We start from the raw sequence: 25,625 nt of genomic DNA on the forward strand, positions 1-25,625 counted from the left end.
CTAAAAAGAAATTAGCGGCTTTTACCCACTTTCAACATCCTATTACGCAAAGTAGCGATACTGCTTTGCAAGGGTAATTCTTTAGGGCAAGTGTCATGGCAAGCGATCAAGCTCATGCACCCAAAAACGCCATCATCATCGCCGACTAATTCATAAAAATCATCATCGCTTCTTTCATCGTGGCTGTCAATCATAAAACGCATGGCTCTGTTCATGCCAGCAGCTCCAATGAAATTAGGGCGCATGAGTTTAGTCCCGCAAGAAGCGATACAGCACCCGCATTCAATACACCTGTCTAGTTCAAAAACTTCTTGGGCTTCATCAGGTTCAATCCTTTTTTCCGGCTTAGTAATATCCACTTCTTCTTTAGAATGCGCCCAGCTCTCCACCCTTTTAGTCATATCGCCAAACCAATCGCCTGTATTCACGCTCAAATCTTTAATGAGCGTAAAACTGGGCATGGGCATAAGCGTGATCACCCCGCTTTCAAAGCTAGAAGTTAGGGTCTTACAAGCCAATCTCGGTCTCCCATTAACCATCATCGCGCAAGATCCACAAATCCCAGCGCGGCACACAAAATCAAAGCTCAAATCCGGATCTTGATGCTCTCTAATAAGGTTTAAAGCGATAAAGAGCGTCATGGATGGGGTTTCTTTCAATTGATACTCTTTAAAATGCGGCTTACTCACCGCACTTTGAGGGTCAAATTTTAGCACTCTAATTACAATCGTTCGTTCATTATCACTCATGGTGTTCTCCTTTTAGGTTAGCGTTGTGTTTGTCTAATAAATCATGGACATTGAAAGAATACAAATGTTCCCCCCTAGCCCTCACTTCCTCATCTTCTAAACGCATGTTCCTAGCCTTGTATTTTTCTTGCAATTCAAAAGGCATGAGCGCATGTTGGACTTCTATTCTGTCTTTCCCGAGCTTTTCTAATTCTAAAATCGTTTTCAAAATCTCAGCATCGCGCTCTTCTTTTTTGGGGTGGGGAATGAAATTGCCCTTTTTGCCATAGCCCCTAAAATCAGGGCTGATTTCCATTTTCATCACATCTAATTCTTCGTATTCAATCGTGGGCATGTCTTGCTCAGCGCTAGGCCAGCTTGCTAAAGTCCGATTAAGCCATTTTTCATCGTCTCTTTTAGGGTAGTCAATCCTAGTGTGAGCCCCTCTGCTTTCAGTGCGCAGTAGTGCTCCTTGAGTGATGCAAAGCGCGAGTTTGAGCATTTTTTTGGTGCGGTAAGCGTCTTCTAATTCAGGGTTATTGTGCAAAACCTTGTTTTTCACGCAAATGTTTTTGGAGCGTGCATAAAGCTCTTGCAATTCTTTAAGGGCTTCTTCTAGCCTTTTGCCTTCTCTAAAAACGCCCACTTTTTCATCCATGACTTCTTTCATGCGTTCTCTGATTTCATACACATCTTCCTTGCCTTCATTGTGCAATAAAAAATGCATATAATCTTGGCTTTCTTTAATGAAAGCTTCAACTTTTTGCGTGTTGATTTCAATTTGCGCTTCTAAACAATGCGAAGCGAAATAATCCCCTATGATCATGCCAGCGACCACCGCTTCACTCACGGAATTACCCCCCAAGCGGTTAAACCCATGCAAATCCCAGCATGCCGCTTCACCCGCACAAAACAAGCCTTTTAAATGGGTTTCGCCTTTAGGGTTTGTCCTAACCCCACCCATAGAATAGTGTTGCATGGGTTTTATGGGGATCCAGCCTTTTTGCTTAGCCATCGCTTGCCCATATTCAGGCTCATTTGCGGGCATTCCTTGCATGTTGTCTTTGGTTTGCTCTTCGCTATCAGCCGGATCAATGCCCGCAAAAGTCATGGCAATATCGCGCACATCTCTTAAGTTTTTTTCCACATGGTTACGCCCTAAAATAGCAATATCCAACCACACATGATCCCCATAGGGCGATTTAGCTCCATAGCCTTTTTGGATATGCTCTAAAATCCGCCTTGAGACCACATCTCTACTCGCAAGCTCTTTTTTCTCCGGCTCATAAGCGGGCATGAAGCGTCTGCCAAACTTGTCTCTTAAAACCCCGCCATCGCCCCTACAACCTTCAGTCATTAAAATCCCGCTTGGCACTAAAGCGGTAGGGTGGAATTGCACCGCTTCCATGTTGCCTAATTTAGCCACGCCGGTTTCTAAAGCACTCGCCGCCCCGGCTCCATCGCAAATCACGGCGTTAGTGGTGTGTTTATACACGCGCCCATAACCTCCGGTAGCTAAAAGCGTGCCTTTAGAAACATACGCTGAAATTTCGCCTGTGATCAGATCCCTTACCACCGCCCCGTAACATTTATTATCATGATGGATGAAAGCGAGCATGTCCTTTCTGTCTTGAATATCCACTTTATGGTGTAAGGCTTCATTAGCGACCGCATAAAGCATGGTATGCCCTGTAGCATCAGCCGTAAAACATGTGCGCCATTTTTTAGTGCCGCCAAAATCACGGCTTAGAATATAACCATGCCTGTCGTCTCTTTCGGTAATGGTAACATGCTCACCATTGACGACCGCAGGCCTATCGCCCTTTTTAATCCTAGTCCAAGGCACCCCCCAACTGGCCAATTCCCTAATGGCTTTAGGAGCAGTGGTTACAAACATTCTAGCCACTTGCTGATCGCACCCCCAATCGCTCCCCTTAACCGTGTCTAAAAAGTGCAAATCTTCATTATCGCCCTCGCTTTTTTTAGCGTTCGCAAGGCTCGCTTGCATGCCTCCTTGAGCGGCTGCAGAGTGCGAACGCCTGACAGGCACTAGGCTTAAAACGATGGTGTTTAAACCCTTTTGTTTGCATGCGATACTAGCCCTTAACCCGGCCAACCCGCCTCCAATAATTAGCGCATCACAATATGTTATTTTCATTTTCTACCCTTATTCTTTGTGGAATTTTCCATCAGCTTCTATGGCTTCTTGCATGGTTTTAATGCCATTATCCTTATTTTCTAAACCTTTTTTAATGTAAGCCCCATAGGTGCAAAGCCCTAAAACAATAAAAAACACGCTCATCGCCCATTTGACTTTTCTCAAGCCTTGAATGCTCACATCCTTAAACCACCCCCATTTGATCGCTAAACGATACAACCCAATAGAGCCATGCAATTCTACGGCAAACAATAAGAAAATATACAAAAGCCAAAAGTTTTGCGTTACAAAACGATAGCTTGAACCATGAGGCCCAATACTTTCAGGCTCTGTGAGCATGACAAACAAGTGGATACTCGCTAAGAAAAACATCGCAAACCCGGTTAAGGCTTGAATAAACCACAAACTCGTATCGCCATGCTTCATCAAATGCTTGTGGGTTTTAAAAACCTTGTATTGCCTGTAATTGATAGGGAATTTTCTCAACGCCAAAAAAGCATGCGCGACTAAAATAAGAATAACTCCTGCTGCAACCACGCTCACAATAGCCGGCTCGCCTGCTTTTAAAAACAAGCTCCCTTCAAAAAATTTCGCCACTTTATACATGGCTTCATCGCTAATCAAGATGCTTGAGACCAAAAACATGTGCGCTATCATAAAGAGCGCTAAAATCAAGCCCGTAGCACTCTGTAAAAAATCCAGCTTAGCGTAAATACCGCTCTTTTTAAGCCCTTTGCTAGCGCCATAATAACCCTCTATAATCTCTTCTTGTTGCATAAAAACTGCTCCTAAAAACTCAAAATTAACCTAAAATCGCTTGACGCAGAAACACTGCCTTAATTCTACTACATTTGAAATAATTTTTCTTATAAACAAAACCTAAATTGAGAAAAAATTCAATTCAAGGGGGCTATTGTTTAAAATTTACATTTTTTGAATGCTATTAGGTATAATAAGGGATAGACCACCTATAAAATAAGGATCATTCAATGACAAAAATTGCCATGGCTAATTTTAAATCCGCTATACCTATTTTTAAAAGCCATGCGTATTTAAAAGAATTAGAAAAAACTTTAAAACCGCAGCATTTTGATAGGGTGTTTGTATTCCCTGATTTTTTGGGGTTATTGCCTAATTCGTTTTTGCATTTCACTTTAGGAGCACAAAACGCTTACCCTAGAGATTGTGGGGCTTTTACCGGTGAAATCACTTCACAGCATTTAGAAGAACTGAAAATCAACACGCTTTTAATAGGGCATAGCGAGAGGCGATTGCTTTTAAAGGAAAGCCCTAGCTTTTTGAAAGAAAAGTTTGATTTTTTTAAAAGTAAAAATTTTAAAATTGTCTATTGTATTGGCGAAGATTTAAAAACCAGAGAAAAGGGTTTAGTGGCTGTAAAGGAATTTTTAAATGAGCAATTAGAAAATATTGATCTTAATTATTCCAATTTAATTGTAGCGTATGAGCCTATTTGGGCGATTGGCACCAAAAAAAGCGCTTCTTTAGAAGATATTTATCTCACGCATGGTTTTTTAAAACAAATCTTAAATCAAAAAACGCCCTTATTGTATGGGGGGAGCGTGAATGTGCAAAACGCTAAAGAAATTTTAGGGATTGATAGCGTGGATGGCTTATTGATCGGGAGCGCGTCTTTGGAATTAGAAAATTTTAAAACAATCATTTCATTTTTATAAAGGAAAATCATGGGATTTTTAAAAGGTAAAAAAGGGCTTATTGTGGGGGTGGCAAACAATAAATCCATCGCTTATGGGATCGCTCAATCTTGCTTCAATCAAGGGGCTACTTTGGCTTTCACTTATTTGAATGAGAGCTTAGAAAAGCGCGTGAGGCCTATCGCGCAGGAATTGAATAGCCCCTATGTGTATGAATTGGATGTGAGCAAAGAAGAGCATTTCAAGTCGCTATACAATAGCGTTAAAAAGGATTTAGGCTCATTGGATTTTATCGTTCATAGCGTGGCCTTTGCCCCTAAAGAGGCTTTAGAAGGGAGCTTGTTAGAAACTTCTAAAAGCGCGTTTAATACCGCTATGGAAATTTCTGTTTATTCTTTAATAGAGCTGACAAACACTCTAAAACCTTTATTAAATAACGGGGCGTCTGTTTTGACTTTAAGCTATTTGGGCAGCACCAAATACATGGCGCATTACAATGTGATGGGGTTGGCTAAAGCGGCTCTAGAGAGCGCGGTGCGTTATTTAGCGGTGGATTTAGGCAAACATAATATTAGAGTGAATGCCCTATCGGCTGGGCCTATCAGGACGCTCGCTTCTAGCGGGATCGCTGATTTTAGGATGATTTTAAAATGGAATGAAATCAACGCTCCTTTAAGGAAAAATGTGAGTTTAGAAGAAGTGGGCAATGCCGGGATGTATTTGCTTTCTAGCTTGTCTAGTGGCGTGAGTGGGGAAGTGCATTTTGTGGATGCCGGCTATCATGTGATGGGCATGGGGGCTGTGGAAGAAAAAGATAATAAGGCTACGCTGTCGTGGGATTTGCATAAAGAACAATAAGGGGTATTGATGAAGTTAAGCGAATTGTTAAGCACCTATTCTATTGAAACGGAATTTTCAAACGATTTTGAAGTGCATGCTTTAGCGGAATTGGATAAGGCCACGCCTAATGATATTAGCTATATTGATCAAGCACGCTACCTTAAACTTTTAAAAGATTCAAAAGCCGGGGCGGTGTTTATCCGTAAAAAAGAATCTTCTAAAGTGCCAAAACACATGCAAGCTTTAGTCGTGGATAACCCGCATCTAGCCTTTGCTAAAGCTTCGCATGCCTTTAAAATCCCTTTTTTTAAAAACCCAGAAAGCGTGAATGAGCCTAAACATTTTGAAAAAGTAACGATCATGCCTAATGTTACGATTGGAGAGGGCGTAGAAATTGGCGAAAACTCTTTGATTTATCCGGGCGTAGTGATCGCTGATGGAGTCAAAATCGGTAAAAATTGCGTTTTGTATCCTCGTGTGATTTTGTATCAAAACACGATTTTAGAAGACAACGTTACTATCCATGCAGGCAGTGTGATTGGAGGCGATGGCTTTGGTTATGCGCACACCGCTTTAGGAGAGCATGTCAAAATTGAGCATGTGGGGATTGTTAGGATTCAAAAAAATGTAGAAATTGGAGCTAACACGGCGATTGATAGGGCGGTGTTTGGCGAGACTTTGATTAAAGAGGGCGTTAAGATTGATAACCTGGTTCAAATCGGGCATAATTGCGTTTTAGGCGAGCACAGCATCGTCGTTTCTCAAGTGGGCTTGAGCGGCTCTACAACCACTGGCCGTAATGTGGTTTTTGGCGGGCAAGTGGGCATTGGGGGGCATTTGCATGTGGGCGAATTCACTCAAATTGGGGGTAAAAGCGCGGTGGGTAAAGACTTGCCCCCTAACACTAATTTTGCCGGAGCGATCCCTGCTATGGAAATCCATGAATGGCACCATTTTTTGGCTCATTTACGAACGAATTTCAGAAAACAGCAAAAAACGAGTTTGTTGCAAAAAGCTAAAGGGTTTTTTAAGTCTTAAAGAATGAAATGAGCTATAATAAGCCCATTTTGAATACGAATGATTATTAATAAGGACAATCAATGAAAGATAGTTTTCTTTTCACTTCTGAATCAGTAACCGAGGGACATCCTGATAAAATGGCTGATCAAATCAGCGATGCGGTTTTAGATTACATTATTGAGCGCGATCAAAAAGCCAAAGTCGCATGCGAGACTTTAGTTTCTAACGGGTTTTGCATGATCACTGGCGAGTTAAAAACTTCTGTTTATGCCCCTATGCAAGAGATTGCAAGAGAAGTGGTTAAGAAGATTGGTTATACAGACGCTCTTTATGGCTTTGATTATAGAAGCGCGGCGGTTTTAAATGGCGTTGGCGAGCAAAGCCCTGATATTAATCAAGGCGTGGATAGAGAAGATGGCGAGATTGGGGCAGGGGATCAAGGGCTTATGTTTGGTTATGCGTGCAAGGAGACTGAAACGCTCATGCCCTTACCCATTCATTTAGCGCACCAGCTCACTTTCGCTCTGGCTCAAAAAAGAAAAGACAACACTCTGCCTTTTTTAAGGCCTGATGGCAAGTCTCAAGTGAGCGTGCGTTATGAAAACAACAAGCCTGTAAGCATTGATACGATTGTCATTTCCACCCAACATTCCCCAGAAGTTTCGCAAAAACATTTAAAAGAAGCCGTGATTGAAGAGATCGTGTATAAGGTTTTACCCAAAGAATATTTGCATGACAATATCAAGTTTTTTGTCAATCCCACAGGAAAATTCGTTATCGGTGGACCGCAAGGCGATGCGGGCTTGACGGGCAGAAAAATCATCGTGGATACTTATGGGGGGAGTTGCCCGCATGGCGGGGGAGCGTTTAGCGGGAAAGACCCTAGCAAAGTGGATAGGAGCGCGGCTTATGCGGCCCGCTATGTGGCTAAAAATTTGGTAGCGAGTGGGGTTTGCGATAAAGCGACCGTGCAGCTTGCTTACGCGATTGGGGTTGTGGAGCCTGTGTCTATTTATGTGAACACGCATAACACGAGCAAGTATTCAAGCGCGGAGTTGGAAAAATGCGTGAAATCGGTTTTCAAACTCACGCCAAAAGGCATTATTGAAAGCTTGGATTTATTAAGACCCATTTATTCGCTCACTTCAGTTTATGGGCATTTTGGGCGCGAATTAGAGGCATTCACTTGGGAAAAAACCAACAAAGCTGAGGAGATTAAAGCGTTCTTTAAGCGTTAAAAAATATTTTAAGGGTAATATTTTAAAAAATTTTTGTATAATCAACAATTCACAAGGAGTTTAAATTGAAACAAAGAACGCTGTCTATTATTAAACCGGATGCGCTTAAGAAAAAAGTGGTAGGCAAGATCATTGATCGCTTTGAGAGTAACGGTTTGGAAGTCATTGCTATGAAACGCTTGCATTTGAGCGTTAAAGACGCTGAAAGCTTTTATGTGATCCACAGAGAGAGACCTTTTTTTAAAGATTTGATAGAATTTATGGTCAGTGGTCCGGTGGTGGTTATGGTTTTAGAGGGCGAAGATGCCGTGGCTAAAAACAGAGATCTTATGGGAGCGACTGATCCCAAACTCGCTCAAAAAGGCACTATCAGAGCGGATTTTGCTGAAAGCATTGACGCTAATGCGGTGCATGGGAGCGATAGCTTGGAAAACGCACACAATGAAATCGCTTTCTTTTTTGCCGCTAGAGAACTTTAAGGTTTAAGGGCGTTTTAAGTAAGCATGCAGTTTGAAATGCGTAAAATCGCTTTTAATGCGCCTAAAGCGTTTTCTTTAGAGCATGAGGGAGTGGTTTTAGAGGGCGAAGTTGTGCGAGTGGGGGCGAAATTGTTCCGCTTGAAAGCGCACCTTAAGGGTGAATTGATGCTTGTTTGCGATACAAGCGGTAAAGAGTTTAAAAAGAGCCTCGATGAGTCGTTGGTTTTGCATATTTCAGACGGGTTGTGGGATACGCAAAGCCAAAGTTTGGATTTTGATAATTTAGATGTTATTGAATCTTTCAATGGTTTTATTGATTTGAGCGAAATTTTACGCTCTGAAGTGGAGTCTATTAGATTAGACTACCATTATGCAGATTGAAATTAAGGAGAATTTATGGCAGTACCTGATAGAAGAGTGAGTAAGACAAGAGCAGCAAAAAGGCGCACGCATTATAGCGTTAAGTTGGCTAAGCCCATAAAAGCTAAAGATGGCACTTGGAAGCTTCCCCACCACATTAACAAATTTACTAAAGAATACTAATATAAAAGCTATCTTTGATGATAGAAAGTATTTTAAAAGATTGCAACGGATTGCAACAAGCCTTTTAAGGACGCATGATGAAAATTGTAATAGACTTAATGGGGGCTGACCATGGGGTTTTACCCATTATTGAGGGAGTCTCAAGGGCTTTAGAAAATAAGAGTTTTAGCACGGTTTTAGTGGGGGATAAAGACAAAGCGACCCCTTTTATTTCTAAAGAGTTAGCCAGCAAAGTGGAAATGATCCACACGCAAGATTATATTAAAATGGAAGAAGCCGCCACTGAGGTGATCAAGCGTAAGGAATCTTCCATTTACTTGGGTATGGATATTTTAAAAAATGGGGCTGACGCTTTGGTTTCAGCGGGGCATAGCGGGGCGACTATGGGTTTAGCAACCTTGCGTTTAGGGCGTATCAAAGGGGTTGAAAGGCCTGCCATTTGCACTTTAATGCCTAGCGTTGGCAAACGCCCTAGCGTGCTATTAGACGCAGGAGCGAACACGGATTGCAAGCCTGAATATTTGATTGATTTTGCTCTTATGGGGTATGAATACGCTAAAAGCGTGTTGCATTATGATAGCCCTAAGGTGGGTCTTTTGAGTAATGGTGAAGAAGATATTAAAGGGAACATGCTCGTTAAAGAAACGCATAAAATGCTGAAAGCTTACGACTTCTTTTATGGCAATGTGGAGGGGAGCGATATTTTCAAAGGGGTTGTGGATGTGGTGGTTTGCGATGGCTTTATGGGGAATGTGGTCTTAAAGACAACTGAAGGGGTCGCTAGTGCGATAGGCTCTATTTTTAAAGATGAAATTAAAAGCTCTTTTAAATCTAAAATGGGGGCTTTGATGCTTAAGAATGCGTTTGATATTTTAAAACAAAAAACCGATTACGCTGAATATGGGGGAGCGCCGCTTTTGGGCGTGAATAAAAGCGTGATCATTAGCCATGGCAAGAGCAACGCTAGAGCGATTGAATGTGCGATTTATCAGGCTATTAGTGCTGTTGAAAGTCAGGTTTGTTTGAGGATTACTCAAGCGTTTGAGAGCTTGAAGCCTAGCGTTTCTGTGCCTCAAAGTGATCAGCAAGACGCTTAAAGATGACTATGTTAAGGGGATTGAATGGAATTTTACGCCTCTCTTAAATCCATTGCGATGCATGTTCCAAGCGAGCGTGTGAAAAATGCAGAGTTCCAGCAATTTTTGGATACCAGCGATGAATGGATAGAAAAAAGGACCGGTATCAAAGAACGCCGTTTCGCTAACGATGAGGAAAAAAGCAGCGATTTAGGGGTAATAGCGGCTAAACAAGCCATAGAGAGAGCGCATTTAACCCCAAAAGACATTGATTTGGTGGTTGTAGCGACTTTAAGCCCTGATTTTTTAGCCATGCCTTCAACCGCTTGCGTGTTGAGCGCGAAATTAGGCATTGAAAACAAACCGGCGTTTGATATTTCGGCCGCTTGCACGGGTTTTATTTATTTATTATCGGTGGCTAAGGCTTATGTTGAGAGTGGGATGTATGAAAATGTGCTGATTGTGGGGGCAGAAAAAACGAGCAGCGTGTTAGATTTTAAAGATAGGGGGACTTGTATTTTATTTGGCGATGGGGCTGGGGCGTGCGTGATAGGCAGAACCAAGTGTTTAAAAGAGAGCGTTTTGGATGTGCAAATTTCAGCGAACGGGAATTTTTCTAATTATCTTTATACGCCAAGGACTCTAAAACCCACGCCTTTTAACGCTAAAGAAGAAGCCTTAGAGCCTTTTTTGCGCATGAAAGGCAATGAAGTGTTTAAACTAGCGGTAAAAACGCTTTTAAAAGATGTGGAAATGATTTTAGAAAAAAACGCTCTCAAACCTGAAGATGTGCGTTTGTTTATCCCGCATCAAGCTAATTTTAGGATCATTCAAGCGGTGCGGGAGCATTTGGATTTTAAAGATGAGCAAGTGGTTTTAACCGTGCATAAATACGGCAACACTTCAGCAGCCAGTATCCCTATGGCCATGTGTGAAGCTTATGAAGAGGGGCGTTTGAAAAAGGGCGATTTAATGCTTTTAGACGCTTTTGGTGGGGGATTGACTTGGGGTTCAGCGTTGGTGTATTTTGGCGGATAAAAAAGATAAAAGGAGTATTGATGAAAAAGGTGATTTTTTTATTTTTAGTGGTGTTGGGGGGGTTAAAGTCGCAAAGCACTTATTGCAGTGATCATTGCGAAGGCACACCAGATAGCCGTAACCCCCCTATGGGGTTTCATTTCAGTTTTGTGCATTCAGTGAAATATTACTTGCAAGATCCGCAAGAGCGCGATCACAAGCTTGAAAAATGCCATGAAGCCTTTGATTCGACGCTTAAGGTTAATTTTATTACGAAGTCTTTTAAAAAGGATTGCAAGCATGCGCAAATGGCTTTAGAGCAAGCTCAAAAAGGGACTCCATAAAAGGGGTTTCTTTGAGAGATTTTATTTCTTATAGCAGAAATTATTCTTAAAGTAAAAGACAAATAATGTTTAGAAGTATCGTAGTTATATTTTAATACCTATTGTTCTTATTGGGTTAGCATTAACAGCTATTAGAGCTACTATAATGGCATTTAGAGGCGATACTGATGACGATGAAGTTGAGAGTGATGGTTTTTTAGTAGAATATAATTCGTTGAATATCTCGGCTCTATTCTAGTTACTATAATAATATTTTTTCCTTATATAATTGGTCCAATTATTGTCATAATATTATACTTATCTGAGTTAGGTTATAACCTTCTTTAACTTTATAAGATAAATAACTGACTATTATTTTTTATATTTTTTTGAATCCAATTCTTCCAATGACTAGTAGCGTCTCAACCAAAAACTCAACCAACAACCAATTGAGAACCCAATATAGAAATTAATATTTTTTAGTCTGTTTTTTAAAAAAGGGGGTTTTGGTTGCTTTGTTTTATGGCAAACTTTTAAAGGAATAGGGGGATATTTTGCACTTTAATATCCCTTTAACCCACCAACTAAATCCCCCCTAACCCCATAATACCGCATTACAAGAAATTACCGCTTGCTAAACAAACTTTTTGATATTAAAAAAGTTTTTAGCATTTTTAAATTTTATCACCAACACCCCATTAGAACAAAAACCAAATTTTATTTGGAAAATTTATGGTAATACTCGCCCTTGTCCGTGATGATTTTAACTTCTAACAATTGGTTAGGCTTGCAATCCAAGCGGTAAAATATCTGTTGCGAGTATTTTAATTCATGATCAAAGAGTTTTTCTTTTTTAAACTTATCGCCAAATTTGGGCTCTACTTTTTTAGTCGCTTCGCATGAATTTCCCCTATTGACAATCAGATTTTTAATCACCACCGGTTCATCGTTCATGGAGGTGATGCTTAAAAGACTAGAGTCCGTCATTTTCCCCATGAGTTTCCCCCCAGTCGCGCGATAATCCAGCTTGAAATCCAAATCCTTTGCCCCCACACAAACACCGCTTATAACTAGCAAGCTCAAACACATTTTTTTAAACATCAAAATCCTTTCACTAATAATATTTGTAGGGTATTATAATCAAATTTGATATATTCTTTTTTAATCGTTTGTTGCGTTTAGTTTTTGATCAAGTTTGTAGCCCATGCAATCCATTTGAATAATTTTAAAAAATTTCTTTTTGTTTGTTTTTCTACCGCATCTTTCCCACCATACAAAAGCCTTGTTTTGAACGCCATGGCCAATTCCATTTGCTTATTTTTAGCGTATTTTTTTCTATCGTTTGCGCTGAAACAATCTTCAATTTGTTTGAAATGCCTATCGCAATCTGAGAGTTGTAAGATAGTGATGGGATCATGCATTTCTTCATTAGCCCTTTTAAATCGTTCGCTCGTTGCTTTTTGGTTAAAAACGCATTTTCTGTCATCATCTGTCAAAACAATAGGGTTATTGTCTAACTCGCAAAGTTTTTTAATGGTTTCTTGCATAGCGTTTGGATTGTTTTTAAGCCCTGAAATGGGTAAGAAAGTGAAAGGAATGGGGTTGTCTTTGTATTCTTTGTAGCACAAATACAATTTGAAAGCGCTCAAATAACAATAATCCGTGATGCCTTCTACAAAGACGATTCGGTGTTTTTGGGGGTTGTGGAAAACATGCTGACCCACCCCTAAAGAGCGTTTGATTTTATCAAGAGCGTCGGAGTCTTTGCTTGCATTATTTAGGGGATAGTTAAAGTGATTCTTGATTACAGAGCCTTCTGTTTCTTTTTCTACAATCCTTATTTCATCTAAATGATCCGTATCCACTAAAAAGGGGTCATGGGTGGCTAAAACAAAAGTAACATGATTTTTATGAGCGTATTCTTTTAAAAACTTCCTAAACTCCTTTCTAGCTGGCACGCTCAAGTGAGTGGCTGGCTCGTCTATGACATAGATGATATTTTTGTTAAGGCTAAAATGTGATCCCCAATTGACATACATTGTTATTGCATTCGCCTTTTACTTCAGTTGAAAGATATTTTGATTGTTTGATCTCTTTTAGTAATTCTTGATCTATTTCTTGCAAGTATTTTTTAGGGATATTGAACAATTTATTTATAAATAGAATAAATTTCTAAATCATTATTTTTATCAAACATTATTTCTAACGCTTGCTCATGTTTTGAGTTTTTTTGATTAAAATTTTTATAATTCAAAATTCTCCCAAAAAAATTCCAAATTGTATTAGGGTGAAAGTCCATTTTCCTAAACAATGAATTTCTAAAGAACCAATCCGATTGGTTAAATTCAGAAGAGGGAGAATAATCAAAGAGAATAAATAATGCAGTCTTAAGGTCATTATCTGTGTTTTTTGGCTCTTTGTATTCTTTCATGGTTGGCACGAGTTTGTAAGACTTATAAGATAAACCACCGCTTAAAGGGAATTGAACTTTATTTCTTAAACCTTGAAACGCTGTATAAGGGTTGCACTCCCTACAATACTCTATGATTTCTGAAACGCTCTCGCTTTTTTTGAACTTTTCCTTGTTTATCTTAAATTTGTCTTTGATTTCACCAATATTTTTAGGGAACAAATGAATGCCGCTTTCATTGTCTAAAGTTTTTATACTCTCCCAAAGAGATTTTCTTGCTGATTCAAGAAAATCACTGTATCTGTATTGTTCGATTTCTGAATTGACTAATAAATCTATCTTTTTCAAATAAAACTGACACATCATGGATTTAATATCTTTAGACGCATCATTAACGGCATGACTTGCTATATATTTTTTGCATATTTGTTCAATATTATCCAGCAAAACATCATAATTAAACTTTAGCACTTTTTGATTTTTGCAGTAATTTTCAATTTCTTGGATCAATCGCTCTTTTTTTAACTCAAAATCTTTTCTTATTTTGTCAAGGTTTTTTAAAGAATTTTTAATTCTCTTTTTAAGACTGATTATATTTGATCGGAATGTTCTAAATTGCCGTTTAAAATTTTCATTGATAGGGTATTTTTCATCTATTTCTTTAATAATATCTTTCACTTCAGTTTTTGGTGTGAATTTTGTAAAATCGGTAGTCTTAAAAATTTCATCTAAACTTTTTAGCTTTTTTAAGATGTCTTCATTTTGTGGTTTTATTTTACTTTCACTAAGTCTTTTTAAATGAGAATAAATTTTTGCTAATTGGTTTTGTTTGTGTTGCCCCATGATAAAAAATTCATCTGAATTGTATTTCTTATCAGGCGTATTGCACTTTATGATTTCTTTAATGCACTGACAAAAATTTTTAATCCATTCGCTATTACCGCTTACATATTTGATTAATTCTTTGAAAAGCAGATTGTTGGTTGCATCGGCATATTTGGTTACAAGCTCGCTCAATTTTAATTTTTCTTTGTAGAAATGTAAAAATAATCCTAATGAATCGTAAGAAGTTATAAGATTTATAAAATCACTCACAAAAGTGCAAATATTTGAATAGTCGTTATTGTTAGTGGGAATATAAATGCTGTTGCTACATTGTTCCCCTAAAGCTTCTACATGCTTTTCAAAAGGGTAGCTGATCAGCGTTTTTGATAATTCTTTTAATCCCTCATTAACTTCCTTAGATTGAATTTTTAAATCCACGCAAGAAAAACCTGTGATTTTGTGATCAAGGATTGCTTCTTCTTCTAAACTTAAAAGGGAATCTTTTTCATGGGCTTTGAAATAATCTTCTTCACTACAAAGTTTAATATCCGCATCATTAAAGATTGTCAAAGCTTCTAAAACATTGCTTTTACCGACATTATTTTCCCCCACTAAAACCACCAACCCCCCAATGTTTTTCAAAACTTGAATTTAAAAGCAATTCTGTGGGCGATTTTCTACCCAAATTCCTAAATTGATGTAATTTCAAAACACGCTTATAAAATTCCATGCCCTATCCTTTAAAAACGCAAATTTAATTTATAATGCAAAATTAAACAAAACATGCTATAAAGAAAATTCAAATACTATCATTTTAAGGATTAAAATGCTCACCCAAGAAGATGTCTTAAACGCGTTAAAAACGATCATTTACCCTAATTTTGAAAAAGATATTGTCAGCTTTGGTTTTGTTAAAAATATCACCTTGCATGACAACCAATTAGGGCTTTTAATAGAAATCCCCTCAAGCTCTGAAGAAACGAGTGCGATTTTAAGGGAAAATATCTCCAAAGCGATGCAAGAAAAAGGCGTGAAAGCTTTGAATTTGGATATTAAAACCCCGCCTAAACCGCAAGCCCCAAAGCCCACCACTAAAAATTTGGCTAAAAATATCAAGCATGTGGTCATGATAAGCTCAGGCAAGGGCGGTGTGGGTAAAAGCACCACCAGCGTGAATTTAAGCATCGCTTTAGCGAATTTAAACCAAAAAGTGGGGCTACTAGACGCTGATGTGTATGGCCCTAATATCCCTAGAATGATGGGCTTGCAAAACGCTGATGTGATCATGGATCCTAGCGGTAAAAAACTCATTCCTTTAAAAGCTTTTGGCGTTTCTGTGATGAGTATGGGGCTTTTGTATGATGAGGGGCAGAGTCTCATTTGGAGAGGACCCATGCTCATGCGAGCGATTGAGCAGATGCTAAGCGATATTATTTGGGGGGATTTAGATGTGTTGGTGGTGGATATGCCCCCAGGAACAGGCGATGCACAACTCACGCTAGCCCAAGCCGTGCCACTCAGCGCAGGAATCACCGTTACTACGCCTCAAATCGTGAGTTTAGATGACGCTAAACGGAGTTTGGACATGTTTAAGAAACTACACATTCCTATTGCGGGCATTGTAGAAAATATGGGGAGTTTTGTGTGTGAGCATTGCAATAAAGAGAGTGAGATTTTTGGCTCAAATTCCATGAAAGAATTATTAGAGGCTTATAACACGCAGATTTTAGCCAAGCTCCCTTTAGAGCCTAAAGTGCGTTTAGGGGGGGATAAGGGTGAACCGATTGTGATCTCTCACCCTGATAGCGTGAGCGCTAAGATTTTTGAAAAAATGGCAAAGGATTTGAGCGCCTTTTTAGACAAAGTGGAAAAAGAGAAACTAGCCGATAATAAGGACATCCAGCCCACGCAAACGCATGCTTGCTCGCATTAATTTTTAAAAGGGGTTTAAAAAACCCTTTTAACCAATCGTTTCACTTTTTGTTTGATTTTAAAAAGCAAAAATCCTACAAGGAGCTTAGAAGAAAGCCTGGGCAGAAGAAATTCAAAAGAATGCCGTTTGTCTGAAAAAGATAGGATTTTATCAAGAGCGTGGATTTCTTGGGTTTCTTTATCCCTGTTTTGAAGGGATTCAAAGAGGTGATCCAAAAAGGGAGCGTTAAAATAAGCGTCTTTAAAAGGCGTTTCAATCAATACTTCATGCCATTTTTTCGCGCCAATGACGCTTAAGAGTTTCCAGGGTTTATCGCCCCAAAAATGCAGCATGCGCGCTTCTTTAAGGCTAGGGAATAAGGGCGTATCAAGGAAACTAGGGTGGGCGTTGTATGAATAAGGCAGTTCTAAAATCCTACCACGGCACACAAAACACAAAGCATCTTGATCGTTAAATAAAAGTTTTTCATTTTTCAAAAGGAAAAATCCAATCAATTGGTTTTCCAGATTTTCTTCACGCCATAATTTTAAATTTAAGGCTAAAAACCCGGCGTTAAAGTAATTGTCAAAAAGGATTTGCGCTTCTTCTAAATTAGGGAAAGCGTCAGCGACGCCGATAGATTTTGCATGCATTTGGCGTAATTCGTATAAATCCTTAGCCGAATTCCTGTTCATAGCGATCAAATCTTTTTCCCTCACAGCCCCAAAATAATGCGTTCCAAGGGGGATAAAAAAGCTCTCGCTTATATCACCCACAAACAAAGTGTCCACATCAAACATGATCATCTTATCGTATTGGGGGAAAAGGGAAGCGAAAAAGAAACGGCACATGATCATTTTAGAAAAGCGTTTTTGCGAAAAATCGCTGAGCTTTGTGAATAACTCTTCAATCTTATTGGCTATTATTGGATCAATGTTTTGATAATGATCGCTTTTAACGGCTTGGTTCTTTTTTATTTCTTGGTTTTCTTTGGGTGCGTTATTATTAGAAATATCCAAAAACTCTATACTGGAAAAAGTGCTAAAAGGAGCGATCGTTTCTTCTAATTTGGTTATATTTTCAGTGCCTAAATCCTCCACCAAACAATGGATTTGATAAAAGAGTTTTACTTTCTCTCTCTCGTTTGGCGTGTGCTAGCATGGAATACAAACTCACGCCAGCAGGGATACAATAATTATTATCAAAAGCCACCACAATAGGGATAATCTCTTGCATGCATAGTCCTTAAATCTTTAAATTAAACCCGCTAAAAAGGGGTGATTTGTAATCTTATCGTTTTTTTTTTTTTTTTCAAAACAACAATCAGCGGGCAACTTGCGAGTTTGTTTATGGCATAATATTAAACTTCAATAAAAAGGGTGTTTGATAAAAGGGTGCTTAATCAAAAAATTTGGCTAGGGTTTTTAGCTTTGCATGGGGTTTTTCTCAGCGCTTTTGAGTATCAAGTGAGTGCGAGAGTGGGATCGTTTTCGCGCATCGCTTTGAACCAATCAATCATCAATTCCCAAAAAGGGATTTACCCTACAGGGAGTTATGTAACCACTACCGGGGCCTTACAAGTTGATTCTAGTTTGCTCCCTAAAAGGGTTGAAAACCACAAACTGGGTTTTGGGGTGGGGGGCGAAATAGGAGCGTTAGCGTATGATTCTACGAAATTTTTGATTGATGAAGCCAACCCTAAGGCAGGGTTTCAGCCGGCGAACTGGTATTACATGGGGCGATGGGAGGGCTATTTGATGCAGCACAGCCAAAATTGGACCAGAGAGCAAAAGGCTCAAAACGCCAGGCCTTATGTGCTATATAATTTGTATTTAGATTATCAATATAAGGACATTTTTGGGATTAAACTAGGGCGTTACCCTTCTAAGGCTTTGTTTTTGAGCGGGTTTAATCAAGGGTTTGAGCTTTTTTACCGGTGGAAAAAGTTTAGGATAGAGTGGTTTAGCACCTTTGGAAGGGCTTTAGCCAATGAGCAATACATTAGAGATTTTTACGCCCCTGTCAATTACAAGCAAAAAATCAACTACGGCATGCACAATTTCAACCTCATTTACGAAAATAAATACATTAGGATCGCGCCTTTTATTTGGTTTTACCCTAAAAATTTTAACGCTCCTGGATTTGAAATCACCCATGACACAAAGTCTTATTGGAAATCTCTTTGGCGCATCCAAACGACTTTTTACGCATGGTTTCCTCTCTATAGCGATTATTTGTCTAAAGATTATTACAGAGCCGCTTTAGTGGGTAAAAAAAGCGCGAGTTTGTTTGTGTTTCAAAGAGTGAATTTCCGATCTTATCGTTTTGGCTGGAGCGTGTATAAGAATTTTGGGAATGGGAGCGTTCAATTAGGCTGGAATGGCTCGCCAGCGGATCCTTTTTATGACACTAAAGATGACACCCCTTATGAAGACGCTTATTCCAATTTTTACAACGCTAATTCCATAACGATTAACGCTTTTGTAGGGAAGAGCATTAAGAATCTTTTGGTGCAATTGTATGGGAAATTGACTTATTCCCCAAGGGCTGATGCACAAAGCTTAGGGGTTACTTTTAAATATAACCTTAAAAAACATATCTATTTAATGCTCATGTTTAATGGCTATCAAATCACGATGCATAAGGGTTATAAGGTAGGGTTTTTTACAAGCGGTTACAACCCTGATTTCGCTCAAACCATTCAAAACAGAAGCTATTTTATGAGCTCTATGAGTTATCGTTTTTAAAAAATTAAACATTCTTTCATGTTATTTTTTAAACCATGGCATACCCCTTTTAAGCGCGCTTTTATTGTATAATCTTAAAAATTTTATTAAAGGAAAAGATCAATGTCTAATCAAGAATACACCTTCCAAACTGAAATCAACCAGCTTTTGGATTTGATGATCCACTCTTTGTATTCTAATAAAGAGATTTTTTTAAGAGAGTTGATTTCTAACGCGAGCGACGCTTTGGACAAGCTGAATTATTTAATGCTGACCGATGAGAAATTAAAAGGGCTGAATATCACGCCTAGCATTCATTTGAGTTTTGATAGCCAGAAAAAAACCTTAATGATTAAAGATAATGGTATAGGCATGGATAAAAACGATCTCATTGAACATCTAGGCACGATCGCTAAATCAGGAACGAAGAGTTTTTTAAGCGCTTTGAGTGGGGATAAGAAAAAAGATAGTGCCTTGATTGGCCAATTTGGCGTGGGCTTTTATTCAGCGTTTATGGTAGCGAGCAAGATTGTTGTTCAAACCAAAAAGGTAAATAGCGATCAAGCTTATGCATGGGTGAGCGATGGTAAGGGCAAGTTTGAAATCAGCGAGTGCGTCAAAGAGGAGCAAGGCACAGAAATCACTCTCTTTTTAAAAGATGAAGATTCTCATTTTGCGAGCCGTTGGGAGATTGATAGCGTTGTTAAAAAGTATTCTGAGCATATCCCTTTCCCTATTTTTTTAACTTACACCGATACGAAATACGAGGGCGAAGGGGATAATCAAAAAGAAATTAAAGAAGAAAAATGCGATCAGATCAATCAAGCGAGCGCTTTATGGAAAATGAATAAGAGCGAGTTAAAAGACAAAGATTACAAAGAGTTTTACCAATCGTTTGCGCATGATAACAGCGAACCTTTGAGCTATATCCATAATAAAGTGGAAGGCTCTTTAGAATACACAACGCTTTTTTACATTCCTAGCAAAGCGCCCTTTGACATGTTTAGGGTGGATTATAAAAGCGGGGTCAAACTTTATGTTAAAAGGGTGTTTATCACTGATGATGACAAAGAATTGCTACCGTCTTATTTGAGGTTTGTTAAAGGCGTGATTGACAGCGAAGATTTACCCTTAAATGTGAGCCGTGAAATCTTGCAGCAAAACAAGATTTTAGCCAATATCCGTTCGGCTTCAGTGAAAAAGATTTTAAGCGAGATTAAGCGCTTGAGCAAGGATGAAAAAAATTACCATAAATTCTATGAGCCTTTTGGGAAAGTGCTAAAAGAAGGCTTGTATGGGGATTTTGAAAACAAAGAAAAACTTTTAGAATTGTTAAGATTCTATTCTAAAGACAAAGAAAAATTGGTTTCTTTAAAAGAATACAAAGAAAATTTAAAAGAAAATCAAAAAAGCATTTACTACCTTTTAGGCGAAAATTTAGACTTACTAAAGGCGTCCCCGCTTTTAGAAAAATACGCTCAAAAAGGCTATGATGTTTTGTTATTGAGCGATGAAATTGATGCGTTTGTGATGCCAGGCGTGAATGAATACGATAAAACGCCCTTTAAAGACGCTAGCCATAGCGAGAGCCTAAAAGAGCTTGGTTTGGAAGAAATCAACGATGAGGTAAAAGATCAGTTTAAAGATTTAATGAAAGCGTTTGAAGAAAACCTTAAAGATGAGATTAAAGGCGTAGAGCTTTCTAACCATCTCACTTCAGCGGTGGCTTTAATAGGCGATGAACAAAATGCGATGATGGCTAATTGGATGCGCCAAATGGGGCAAAGCGTGCCTGAAAACAAGAAAACTTTAGAATTAAACCCTAACCATGCGATTTTGCAAAAACTCTTAAAATGCGAAGATAAAGAGCAGTTGAGCGCTTTTATCTGGTTGCTTTATGATGGGGCAAAGCTTTTAGAAAAAGGGGCTTTAAAAGACGCTAAAAGCTTTAACGAACGCCTAAATAGCGTGCTATTGAAAGCGTTGTAGGGGGTAAAACCCTTTAAGGGTTTGAATAAACTAGCTTAAACCCTTCAGGCACTAATCTAAAAACGGCAATGAATGGGTGCGATAAGAACTTATTATGATTAAAAGATTAATTCGTGGGGTTTATGCTTTCATTAAAACATTAAAAAGCGTAAAAGCCAGCTAAAGTTTAGCTTAACTTCATTAAAACTAAAGTTCTATTTTTAATTCCTTAAGAGCGTCGCATGCTTCTTTAACGCCTGATTTACAACCTTTTTTAAAGTTTTCTACCGCTTGCTTTTCGTCCTTTGCTGTGCCTTGGGCGTTGTATTGCATAACCCCTAAATTATAACACCCCCTACCATCATTCAACTCGCAAGCTTTAGAATAACGAACGATAGCCTCCTTAAAATTCTTTGCTATACCATATATGTATCCTGCGTTAATACACCCCGGGCTATCTTTTAAATCGCAAGCTTTTTCATACAAATCAAGAGCCTTTCTTGAATCCTTAGGCGTGCCTAAGCCATGATGGTATAAGCTTCCTAATACCATACACCCTTCAGCATGGTTTAGTTCACAAGATTTAGAGTAATATTGTGAGGCTTTTTTGGCGTCTTTAGAAACGCCTTGCCCATTATAGTATAAATTGCCTAATAGGCGGCACCCATAACCATCATTCAATTCACAACCTTTAGTGTAAAATTGAATGGCTTTTTTCAAGTCTTTCCCCACTCCTTTCCCTTCTTCATAGAACGCCCCTAAAAAAACACACCCAAAGCCATCTTTTAACTCACAAGCTTTTTCAAAATGCGTTTTAGCTTGAGTGAAATCTTGCTTCTTTGTGCTCTCTATGCCTAAATTAACAAGCTCTTTAGCGTCTGGCTCTGCCATTAACCCTCTCAAACACAACGCGCCCAAACACAAGACCCCAAAAAGGGTTTTTTTAACACTTCCTAGCATGATATATCTCCTATTAAAAAAATGTAATCCTTTATAATTATAATCAAATATTGACGATTAAAGCCTTATTGAACCTTTGATGAGATAAAGAAAAAATTATTTTTTTAATAACTGCGTGTCGCTTGAGTTGGATTGCTATGCTAAAAGGGATACTTCTAAAGATAGGGCTGTATTAAAAGATTTTGTTTTAAAAAATTGATTGAACCGCCACCCTTTTAAGAGTGGCTTTGGTAAAAGCCCTTAAGAAATTTAACTAAAAACAAAAGGAGCATTTCTCTATTAAAAATCGCAAACAAAAAGAGCTAAAAAATTATAGCAAGCTTTGGCTACTTTGTCAAGCATTACCCCACTCTTGTGAGAGCGCCCCTTTTTAAAGAAAGGAGCTTCCTAATTAAAGCGTTCCATTGAATGCTAACACGAAAGGCTTCGTTCTTTATAATCTGCATGGATATTTCCTACTCCAAAAAAACTAGAGATATTTTAACCTCTTTTAGCTTGAATATAGTCTAACGGCTATGCACTTACATCTTGCACCCTAAAGGACAGAGTTTTTCGCGCTGTTAGGATAAAGGTTACAATAAATGATTGCAATCACGCTAAAGCTTGAGTTGGTTTGATGATTGGTGTCAGCAAAAAAGGCGTTGGTATTAAAAGAAAAATCCTTACGCCAAAACCACTATTATACCCATTTATTTCTCGCTTAAATTCTCTAAAACCCCCAAAAACACTTTTTCTAAAAGCTCTAATTCTTTCAAGCTCACCCTTTCATCAATGGCATGGATCCTGTCATTAATAACGCCAAATTCCACCACTTCTATACCATGAGCGCTAAAAAATCGCGCATCGCTCGTGCCACCTTTGGTGTTTAAAAGGGGGGTGGTATGGCATGTCTTTAAAATATTTTCTTTTAAAACGCTGGAAAGCTTTGAATGAGAAGCCGTGATGAAAGGCGAACTGCTTGATTCTAATTCTAAAGTGTGAGGCAAATCTTTTAAAACTTTTTCTAAATATTCTTTCAAACTTTCTTTGGTGGTTTTTAAAGAATGGCGCATATTAAAAATAATTTCTACGCTTGCGGGCGTTACATTATTCGCTCCTAACCCTGCGTGCAAGTTGGTGATAACCAATTTTGAAGGGTCAAAATATTCATCGCCATCGTCTAAAAGCACTCCTGAAATCAAGGGCAAAACAGAAGCGAGCGCATCAATGGGGTTTTGGCATTTTTGCGGGTAAGCCGCATGCCCTTGAGTGCCTTTTAAAATGAGTTTGCCATTAATAGAGCCTCTTCGGCCGATTTTGATGCTATCGCCTAGGATTTTTTCGCAAGTGGGTTCAGCCACAACCGCCATATGGGGTAGCAAATCTTTTTCTTTGAGTTTTTCTAACATAAGCCTAGTGCCAAAAATCCCTGGCCCTTCTTCATCGCTTGTGAGTAAAATAGAAAGCATGAAAGGGGTTTTAGGGTTAAAATTTAAACTCGCGCTCAAAAACGCCCCCACGCCTCCTTTCATGTCTTGCGCCCCACGGCCGTATAAAAACCCCTCCTTAATAATGGGTTTAAAGGGATCGCTTTGCCAATTATCTCCAGGAGGCACGACATCAATATGCCCTGCAAAGCAAAAATGCAAGGGCTTAATATTTTCTTTTGCATGCTTTTCTTCTGCATGCTCTTTGGGGTGGTTAAAAATGCGGTATAAAAAAAGGTTTTTCACGCCATTTTCCCCACACTCTAGAGCTTTAAAAGTAGGAAAAAGCGATTTAATGTATTCAAAAATACCGCATTCTTTGGGCGTGATGGTGGGGTAGCTGATGAGCTTTTGGGTGATTTCTAAAGCGTCCATTAAAAAATCCTTTAAGAGTTTTTTCGCAAATGGATGTATAAATGCAAAACATCTAAATTCGCCGGGGTGATCCCGCTGATTTCTGAGGCTTCAAAAAGGCTTTTGGGGCGGAATTTTTCTAACTTTTCTACCGCTTCTAAGCTTAAGCCTGGAATGCCTTTAAACACAAAACCTTTAGGGATAGAAACTTTGAGCATGCTATCCATTTTAGCGATATTTTCGTGTTGCTTTTCAATATAAATATTATACTTGCATTCAATTTTAATCTGCTCTAAAACCCGCTCATTCAAAGGCGTTAAAAAGCTGAAAAAGGAGCGCATCTTTTCTGGATTAAAACTATCGCGTGCTAAAAGGCTAACGCCATCAACCTTGTCATTGATAGGGTTTTCGTCTAATTCATTCAAGCGTTTTAACACTTCTTTACTAGGGGTAAGGACGCATTCTTTAAGGCGTTTGAGATTATCTTGTATCTCTTGTTTGTCTTTTTTTAATTCCTTATAAAAATCCTCTTCCATAAGCCCTAAACGATAGGCATGTTCGCCTAATCTAAAAAGCGTGTTGTCCTCTCTTAAAAGCAAGCGGTATTCGGCTCGGCTGGTAAACATTCTGTAAGGCTCATTCGTGCCTTTAGTAACCAAATCATCAATCAACACGCCGATATAAGCTTCATTGCGTTTCAAAATAAAGGGGTCTTGATTCTTTAAGGCTAATACCGCATTAATCCCAGCCATAAGCCCTTGAGCCGCCGCTTCTTCATAGCCGGTAGTCCCATTGATTTGCCCGGCCAAATAAAGCCCTTTGATTTTTTTGGTTTCTAAAGTGTGGGTCAATTCCGTGGGCTGGATAAAATCATACTCTATCGCATAGCCATAGCGCGTGATGAGAGCGTTTTCTAATCCTTTGATAGAGTGAATGACCTTTTCTTGCACATCTAGGGGTAAAGAGGTGCTTAAGCCGTTGATATAATATTCGCTTTTGTGAATGGTTTGAGGCTCTAAAAACAGCTGGTGGCGTTCTTTTTCGCTGAAGCGATTGATCTTATCTTCAATGCTAGGGCAATACCTTGGGCCTATGCCTTCAATTTGACCGCTAAATAGGGGGGCTCGGTGGAAATTATCCCTAATGATTTGGTGGGTAATAGGGTTGGTGTAAGTGATGAAACAAGAGAGTTGGGTGGGGTTAAAATCTTTGGTTTTATAGCTAAAATAGGGAGGGTTTGTGTCCCCAAAATGCTCTTCTAATCCTTCAAAATCAATGCTATTACCCGCCACTCTTGGGCAAGTGCCGGTTTTTAACCTTTCCACCTTAAAGCCAAGATCTTTTAAATTCAAGGCTAAAGAATTAGAAGCGTTTTCCCCAAAGCGCCCGTTTTGGTTTTGGTGCGTGCCAATATGCACCACCCCTTTTAAAAAAGTGCCTGTGGTGATGATCACTTTTTTAGCCTTGTAAGTGTTGTTGATGTTTGTGGTTACGCCCACTACCTCATCATTTTCAATGATTAAACTTTCAGTCATTTCTTGAGAGACGCTCAAATTAGGGGTGTTTAAAACAAGATTCCTTGCAAAAATGCGGTAAGTATCCATATCAATTTGCGCTCTAGTCCCTCTAACCGCCGGCCCTTTAGAAGCGTTTAACACACGATATTGCAAACCGCTATTATCCGTAATAATCCCCATAGCCCCCCCTAAAACATCCACTTCTTTAGTCAAATGCCCTTTACCCAAGCCCCCAATCGCCGGGTTACAGCTCGCCAAACCGATCGTGTCTATGAGCATGGTGATTAAATGCACTCTAGCCCCCATTTTGGCTGCAATCAAGCTCGCTTCAATGCCTGCATGCCCCCCACCGATCACTAAAATATCACTTTCTTTTACCACTCTTTTTCCTG

General features: G+C 39.0%; 22 protein-coding genes and 1 pseudogene. 13 read left to right on the forward strand and 10 right to left on the reverse strand.

Annotated features, from left to right (window positions below):
• Positions 1-11: 11 nt before the first annotated feature.
• Genes DBU79_RS01785 through DBU79_RS01795 form a run of 3 tightly spaced genes read right to left on the reverse strand, consistent with a single transcriptional unit; the run spans position 12 to position 3,663 of the window.
• Positions 12-749 (reverse strand): fumarate reductase iron-sulfur subunit, encoded by a 738-nt coding sequence (locus DBU79_RS01785; protein WP_001282395.1) that lies wholly within the window; start codon positions 747-749, stop codon positions 12-14.
• Entirely contained in the window at positions 742-2,886 is a 2,145-nt protein-coding gene (locus tag DBU79_RS01790) for a fumarate reductase flavoprotein subunit (RefSeq protein WP_000705996.1), read from the reverse strand. The genes DBU79_RS01785 and DBU79_RS01790 overlap by 8 nt, the downstream gene beginning before the upstream one ends.
• Positions 2,887-2,895: 9 nt before the next feature.
• The gene (locus DBU79_RS01795; protein WP_120851432.1) at positions 2,896-3,663 is read right to left on the reverse strand and encodes a fumarate reductase cytochrome b subunit; all 768 of its coding nucleotides are present in this window, start codon (positions 3,661-3,663) and stop codon (positions 2,896-2,898) included.
• 212 nt (positions 3,664-3,875) lie between these two features.
• Here DBU79_RS01795 and DBU79_RS01800 point away from each other — a divergent pair, with 212 nt between their 5' ends.
• The 10 genes from DBU79_RS01800 (at position 3,876) to DBU79_RS01845 (ending at position 11,116) form a co-directional block, all read left to right on the forward strand.
• Positions 3,876-4,580 carry a triose-phosphate isomerase gene (locus DBU79_RS01800; protein WP_154411363.1) on the forward strand — a complete coding sequence of 235 codons (705 nt, stop codon included), beginning with the start codon at positions 3,876-3,878 and terminating at the stop codon, positions 4,578-4,580.
• A gap of 9 nt (positions 4,581-4,589) precedes the next feature.
• Positions 4,590-5,417: an enoyl-ACP reductase FabI gene (gene fabI / locus DBU79_RS01805; protein ID WP_088297014.1), complete on the forward strand. Its 828-nt coding sequence runs from the start codon at positions 4,590-4,592 to the stop codon at positions 5,415-5,417.
• A 9-nt stretch (positions 5,418-5,426) separates the two neighbouring features.
• The gene (gene lpxD / locus DBU79_RS01810) at positions 5,427-6,437 is read left to right on the forward strand and encodes a UDP-3-O-(3-hydroxymyristoyl)glucosamine N-acyltransferase (protein WP_154411364.1); all 1,011 of its coding nucleotides are present in this window, start codon (positions 5,427-5,429) and stop codon (positions 6,435-6,437) included.
• Positions 6,438-6,499: 62 nt separating this feature from the next.
• On the forward strand, positions 6,500-7,657 hold the full coding sequence (gene metK / locus DBU79_RS01815; protein WP_131130509.1) for a methionine adenosyltransferase: 1,158 nt from the start codon (positions 6,500-6,502) through the stop codon (positions 7,655-7,657).
• A 65-nt stretch (positions 7,658-7,722) separates the two neighbouring features.
• Positions 7,723-8,136, forward strand: coding sequence for a nucleoside-diphosphate kinase (gene ndk / locus DBU79_RS01820; protein ID WP_154411365.1), 414 nt, complete (start codon positions 7,723-7,725; stop codon positions 8,134-8,136).
• A gap of 24 nt (positions 8,137-8,160) precedes the next feature.
• The gene (locus DBU79_RS01825) at positions 8,161-8,517 is read left to right on the forward strand and encodes a DUF177 domain-containing protein (protein ID WP_001159195.1); all 357 of its coding nucleotides are present in this window, start codon (positions 8,161-8,163) and stop codon (positions 8,515-8,517) included.
• Positions 8,518-8,532: 15 nt separating this feature from the next.
• The gene (gene rpmF / locus DBU79_RS01830) at positions 8,533-8,679 is read left to right on the forward strand and encodes a 50S ribosomal protein L32 (protein ID WP_000290428.1); all 147 of its coding nucleotides are present in this window, start codon (positions 8,533-8,535) and stop codon (positions 8,677-8,679) included.
• Between the two features lie 77 nt (positions 8,680-8,756).
• Positions 8,757-9,776, forward strand: coding sequence for a phosphate acyltransferase PlsX (plsX, locus tag DBU79_RS01835; RefSeq protein WP_195834203.1), 1,020 nt, complete (start codon positions 8,757-8,759; stop codon positions 9,774-9,776).
• Positions 9,777-9,800: 24 nt separating this feature from the next.
• Positions 9,801-10,793 carry a ketoacyl-ACP synthase III gene (gene fabH / locus DBU79_RS01840; RefSeq protein ID WP_154411367.1) on the forward strand — a complete coding sequence of 331 codons (993 nt, stop codon included), beginning with the start codon at positions 9,801-9,803 and terminating at the stop codon, positions 10,791-10,793.
• A gap of 20 nt (positions 10,794-10,813) precedes the next feature.
• A complete protein-coding gene (locus tag DBU79_RS01845) occupies positions 10,814-11,116 on the forward strand; it encodes a hypothetical protein (protein WP_154411368.1) in 303 nt (100 codons plus the stop codon).
• Positions 11,117-11,812: 696 nt separating this feature from the next.
• Here the strand turns inward: DBU79_RS01845 and DBU79_RS01850 are convergent.
• Complete coding sequence (locus tag DBU79_RS01850; RefSeq protein WP_000473931.1) at positions 11,813-12,196, reverse strand: hypothetical protein; 384 nt, start codon at positions 12,194-12,196, stop codon at positions 11,813-11,815.
• Positions 12,197-12,273: 77 nt separating this feature from the next.
• Positions 12,274-15,060 (reverse strand): annotated as a pseudogene (locus DBU79_RS07870) (OLD family protein).
• Here DBU79_RS07870 and DBU79_RS01870 point away from each other — a divergent pair.
• Complete coding sequence (locus DBU79_RS01870) at positions 15,049-16,263, forward strand: Mrp/NBP35 family ATP-binding protein (RefSeq protein ID WP_154411369.1); 1,215 nt, start codon at positions 15,049-15,051, stop codon at positions 16,261-16,263. The pseudogene DBU79_RS07870 and the gene DBU79_RS01870 overlap by 12 nt on opposite strands.
• 14 nt (positions 16,264-16,277) lie before the next feature.
• Here the strand turns inward: DBU79_RS01870 and DBU79_RS01875 are convergent, their stop codons facing one another.
• Entirely contained in the window at positions 16,278-17,342 is a 1,065-nt protein-coding gene (locus DBU79_RS01875; RefSeq protein WP_229763995.1) for a glycosyltransferase family 8 protein, read from the reverse strand.
• The gene (locus DBU79_RS07875; RefSeq protein ID WP_154411371.1) at positions 17,323-17,478 is read right to left on the reverse strand and encodes a glycosyltransferase family 8 protein; all 156 of its coding nucleotides are present in this window, start codon (positions 17,476-17,478) and stop codon (positions 17,323-17,325) included. The genes DBU79_RS01875 and DBU79_RS07875 overlap by 20 nt, the downstream gene beginning before the upstream one ends.
• A 158-nt stretch (positions 17,479-17,636) precedes the next feature.
• Between DBU79_RS07875 and hofA the strand changes: the two genes are divergently transcribed.
• Both hofA and htpG read left to right on the forward strand, forming a co-directional pair.
• Entirely contained in the window at positions 17,637-18,989 is a 1,353-nt protein-coding gene (hofA, locus tag DBU79_RS01885) for an outer membrane beta-barrel protein HofA (protein WP_154411372.1), read from the forward strand.
• Between the two features lie 102 nt (positions 18,990-19,091).
• Positions 19,092-20,957 (forward strand): molecular chaperone HtpG, encoded by a 1,866-nt coding sequence (gene htpG, locus DBU79_RS01890; RefSeq protein WP_154411373.1) that lies wholly within the window; start codon positions 19,092-19,094, stop codon positions 20,955-20,957.
• 186 nt (positions 20,958-21,143) lie between these two features.
• On the opposite strand, the gene hcpA is transcribed toward htpG, so the two are convergent.
• The 3 genes from hcpA to mnmG all read right to left on the reverse strand — a co-directional run bounded on the left by hcpA (position 21,144) and on the right by mnmG (position 25,614).
• Positions 21,144-21,896 (reverse strand): Sel1-like repeat protein HcpA, encoded by a 753-nt coding sequence (gene hcpA, locus DBU79_RS01895; protein WP_140569050.1) that lies wholly within the window; start codon positions 21,894-21,896, stop codon positions 21,144-21,146.
• 689 nt (positions 21,897-22,585) lie between these two features.
• Positions 22,586-23,737 carry a succinyl-diaminopimelate desuccinylase gene (dapE, locus tag DBU79_RS01900; RefSeq protein ID WP_154411374.1) on the reverse strand — a complete coding sequence of 384 codons (1,152 nt, stop codon included), beginning with the start codon at positions 23,735-23,737 and terminating at the stop codon, positions 22,586-22,588.
• 11 nt (positions 23,738-23,748) lie between these two features.
• Positions 23,749-25,614, reverse strand: coding sequence for a tRNA uridine-5-carboxymethylaminomethyl(34) synthesis enzyme MnmG (mnmG, locus tag DBU79_RS01905; RefSeq protein ID WP_154411375.1), 1,866 nt, complete (start codon positions 25,612-25,614; stop codon positions 23,749-23,751).
• Positions 25,615-25,625 lie beyond the last annotated feature (11 nt).

Origin of the sequence: Helicobacter pylori (assembly GCF_009689985.1) — a bacterium.
Taxonomy (GTDB): Bacteria; Campylobacterota; Campylobacteria; order Campylobacterales; family Helicobacteraceae; genus Helicobacter; species Helicobacter pylori_CG.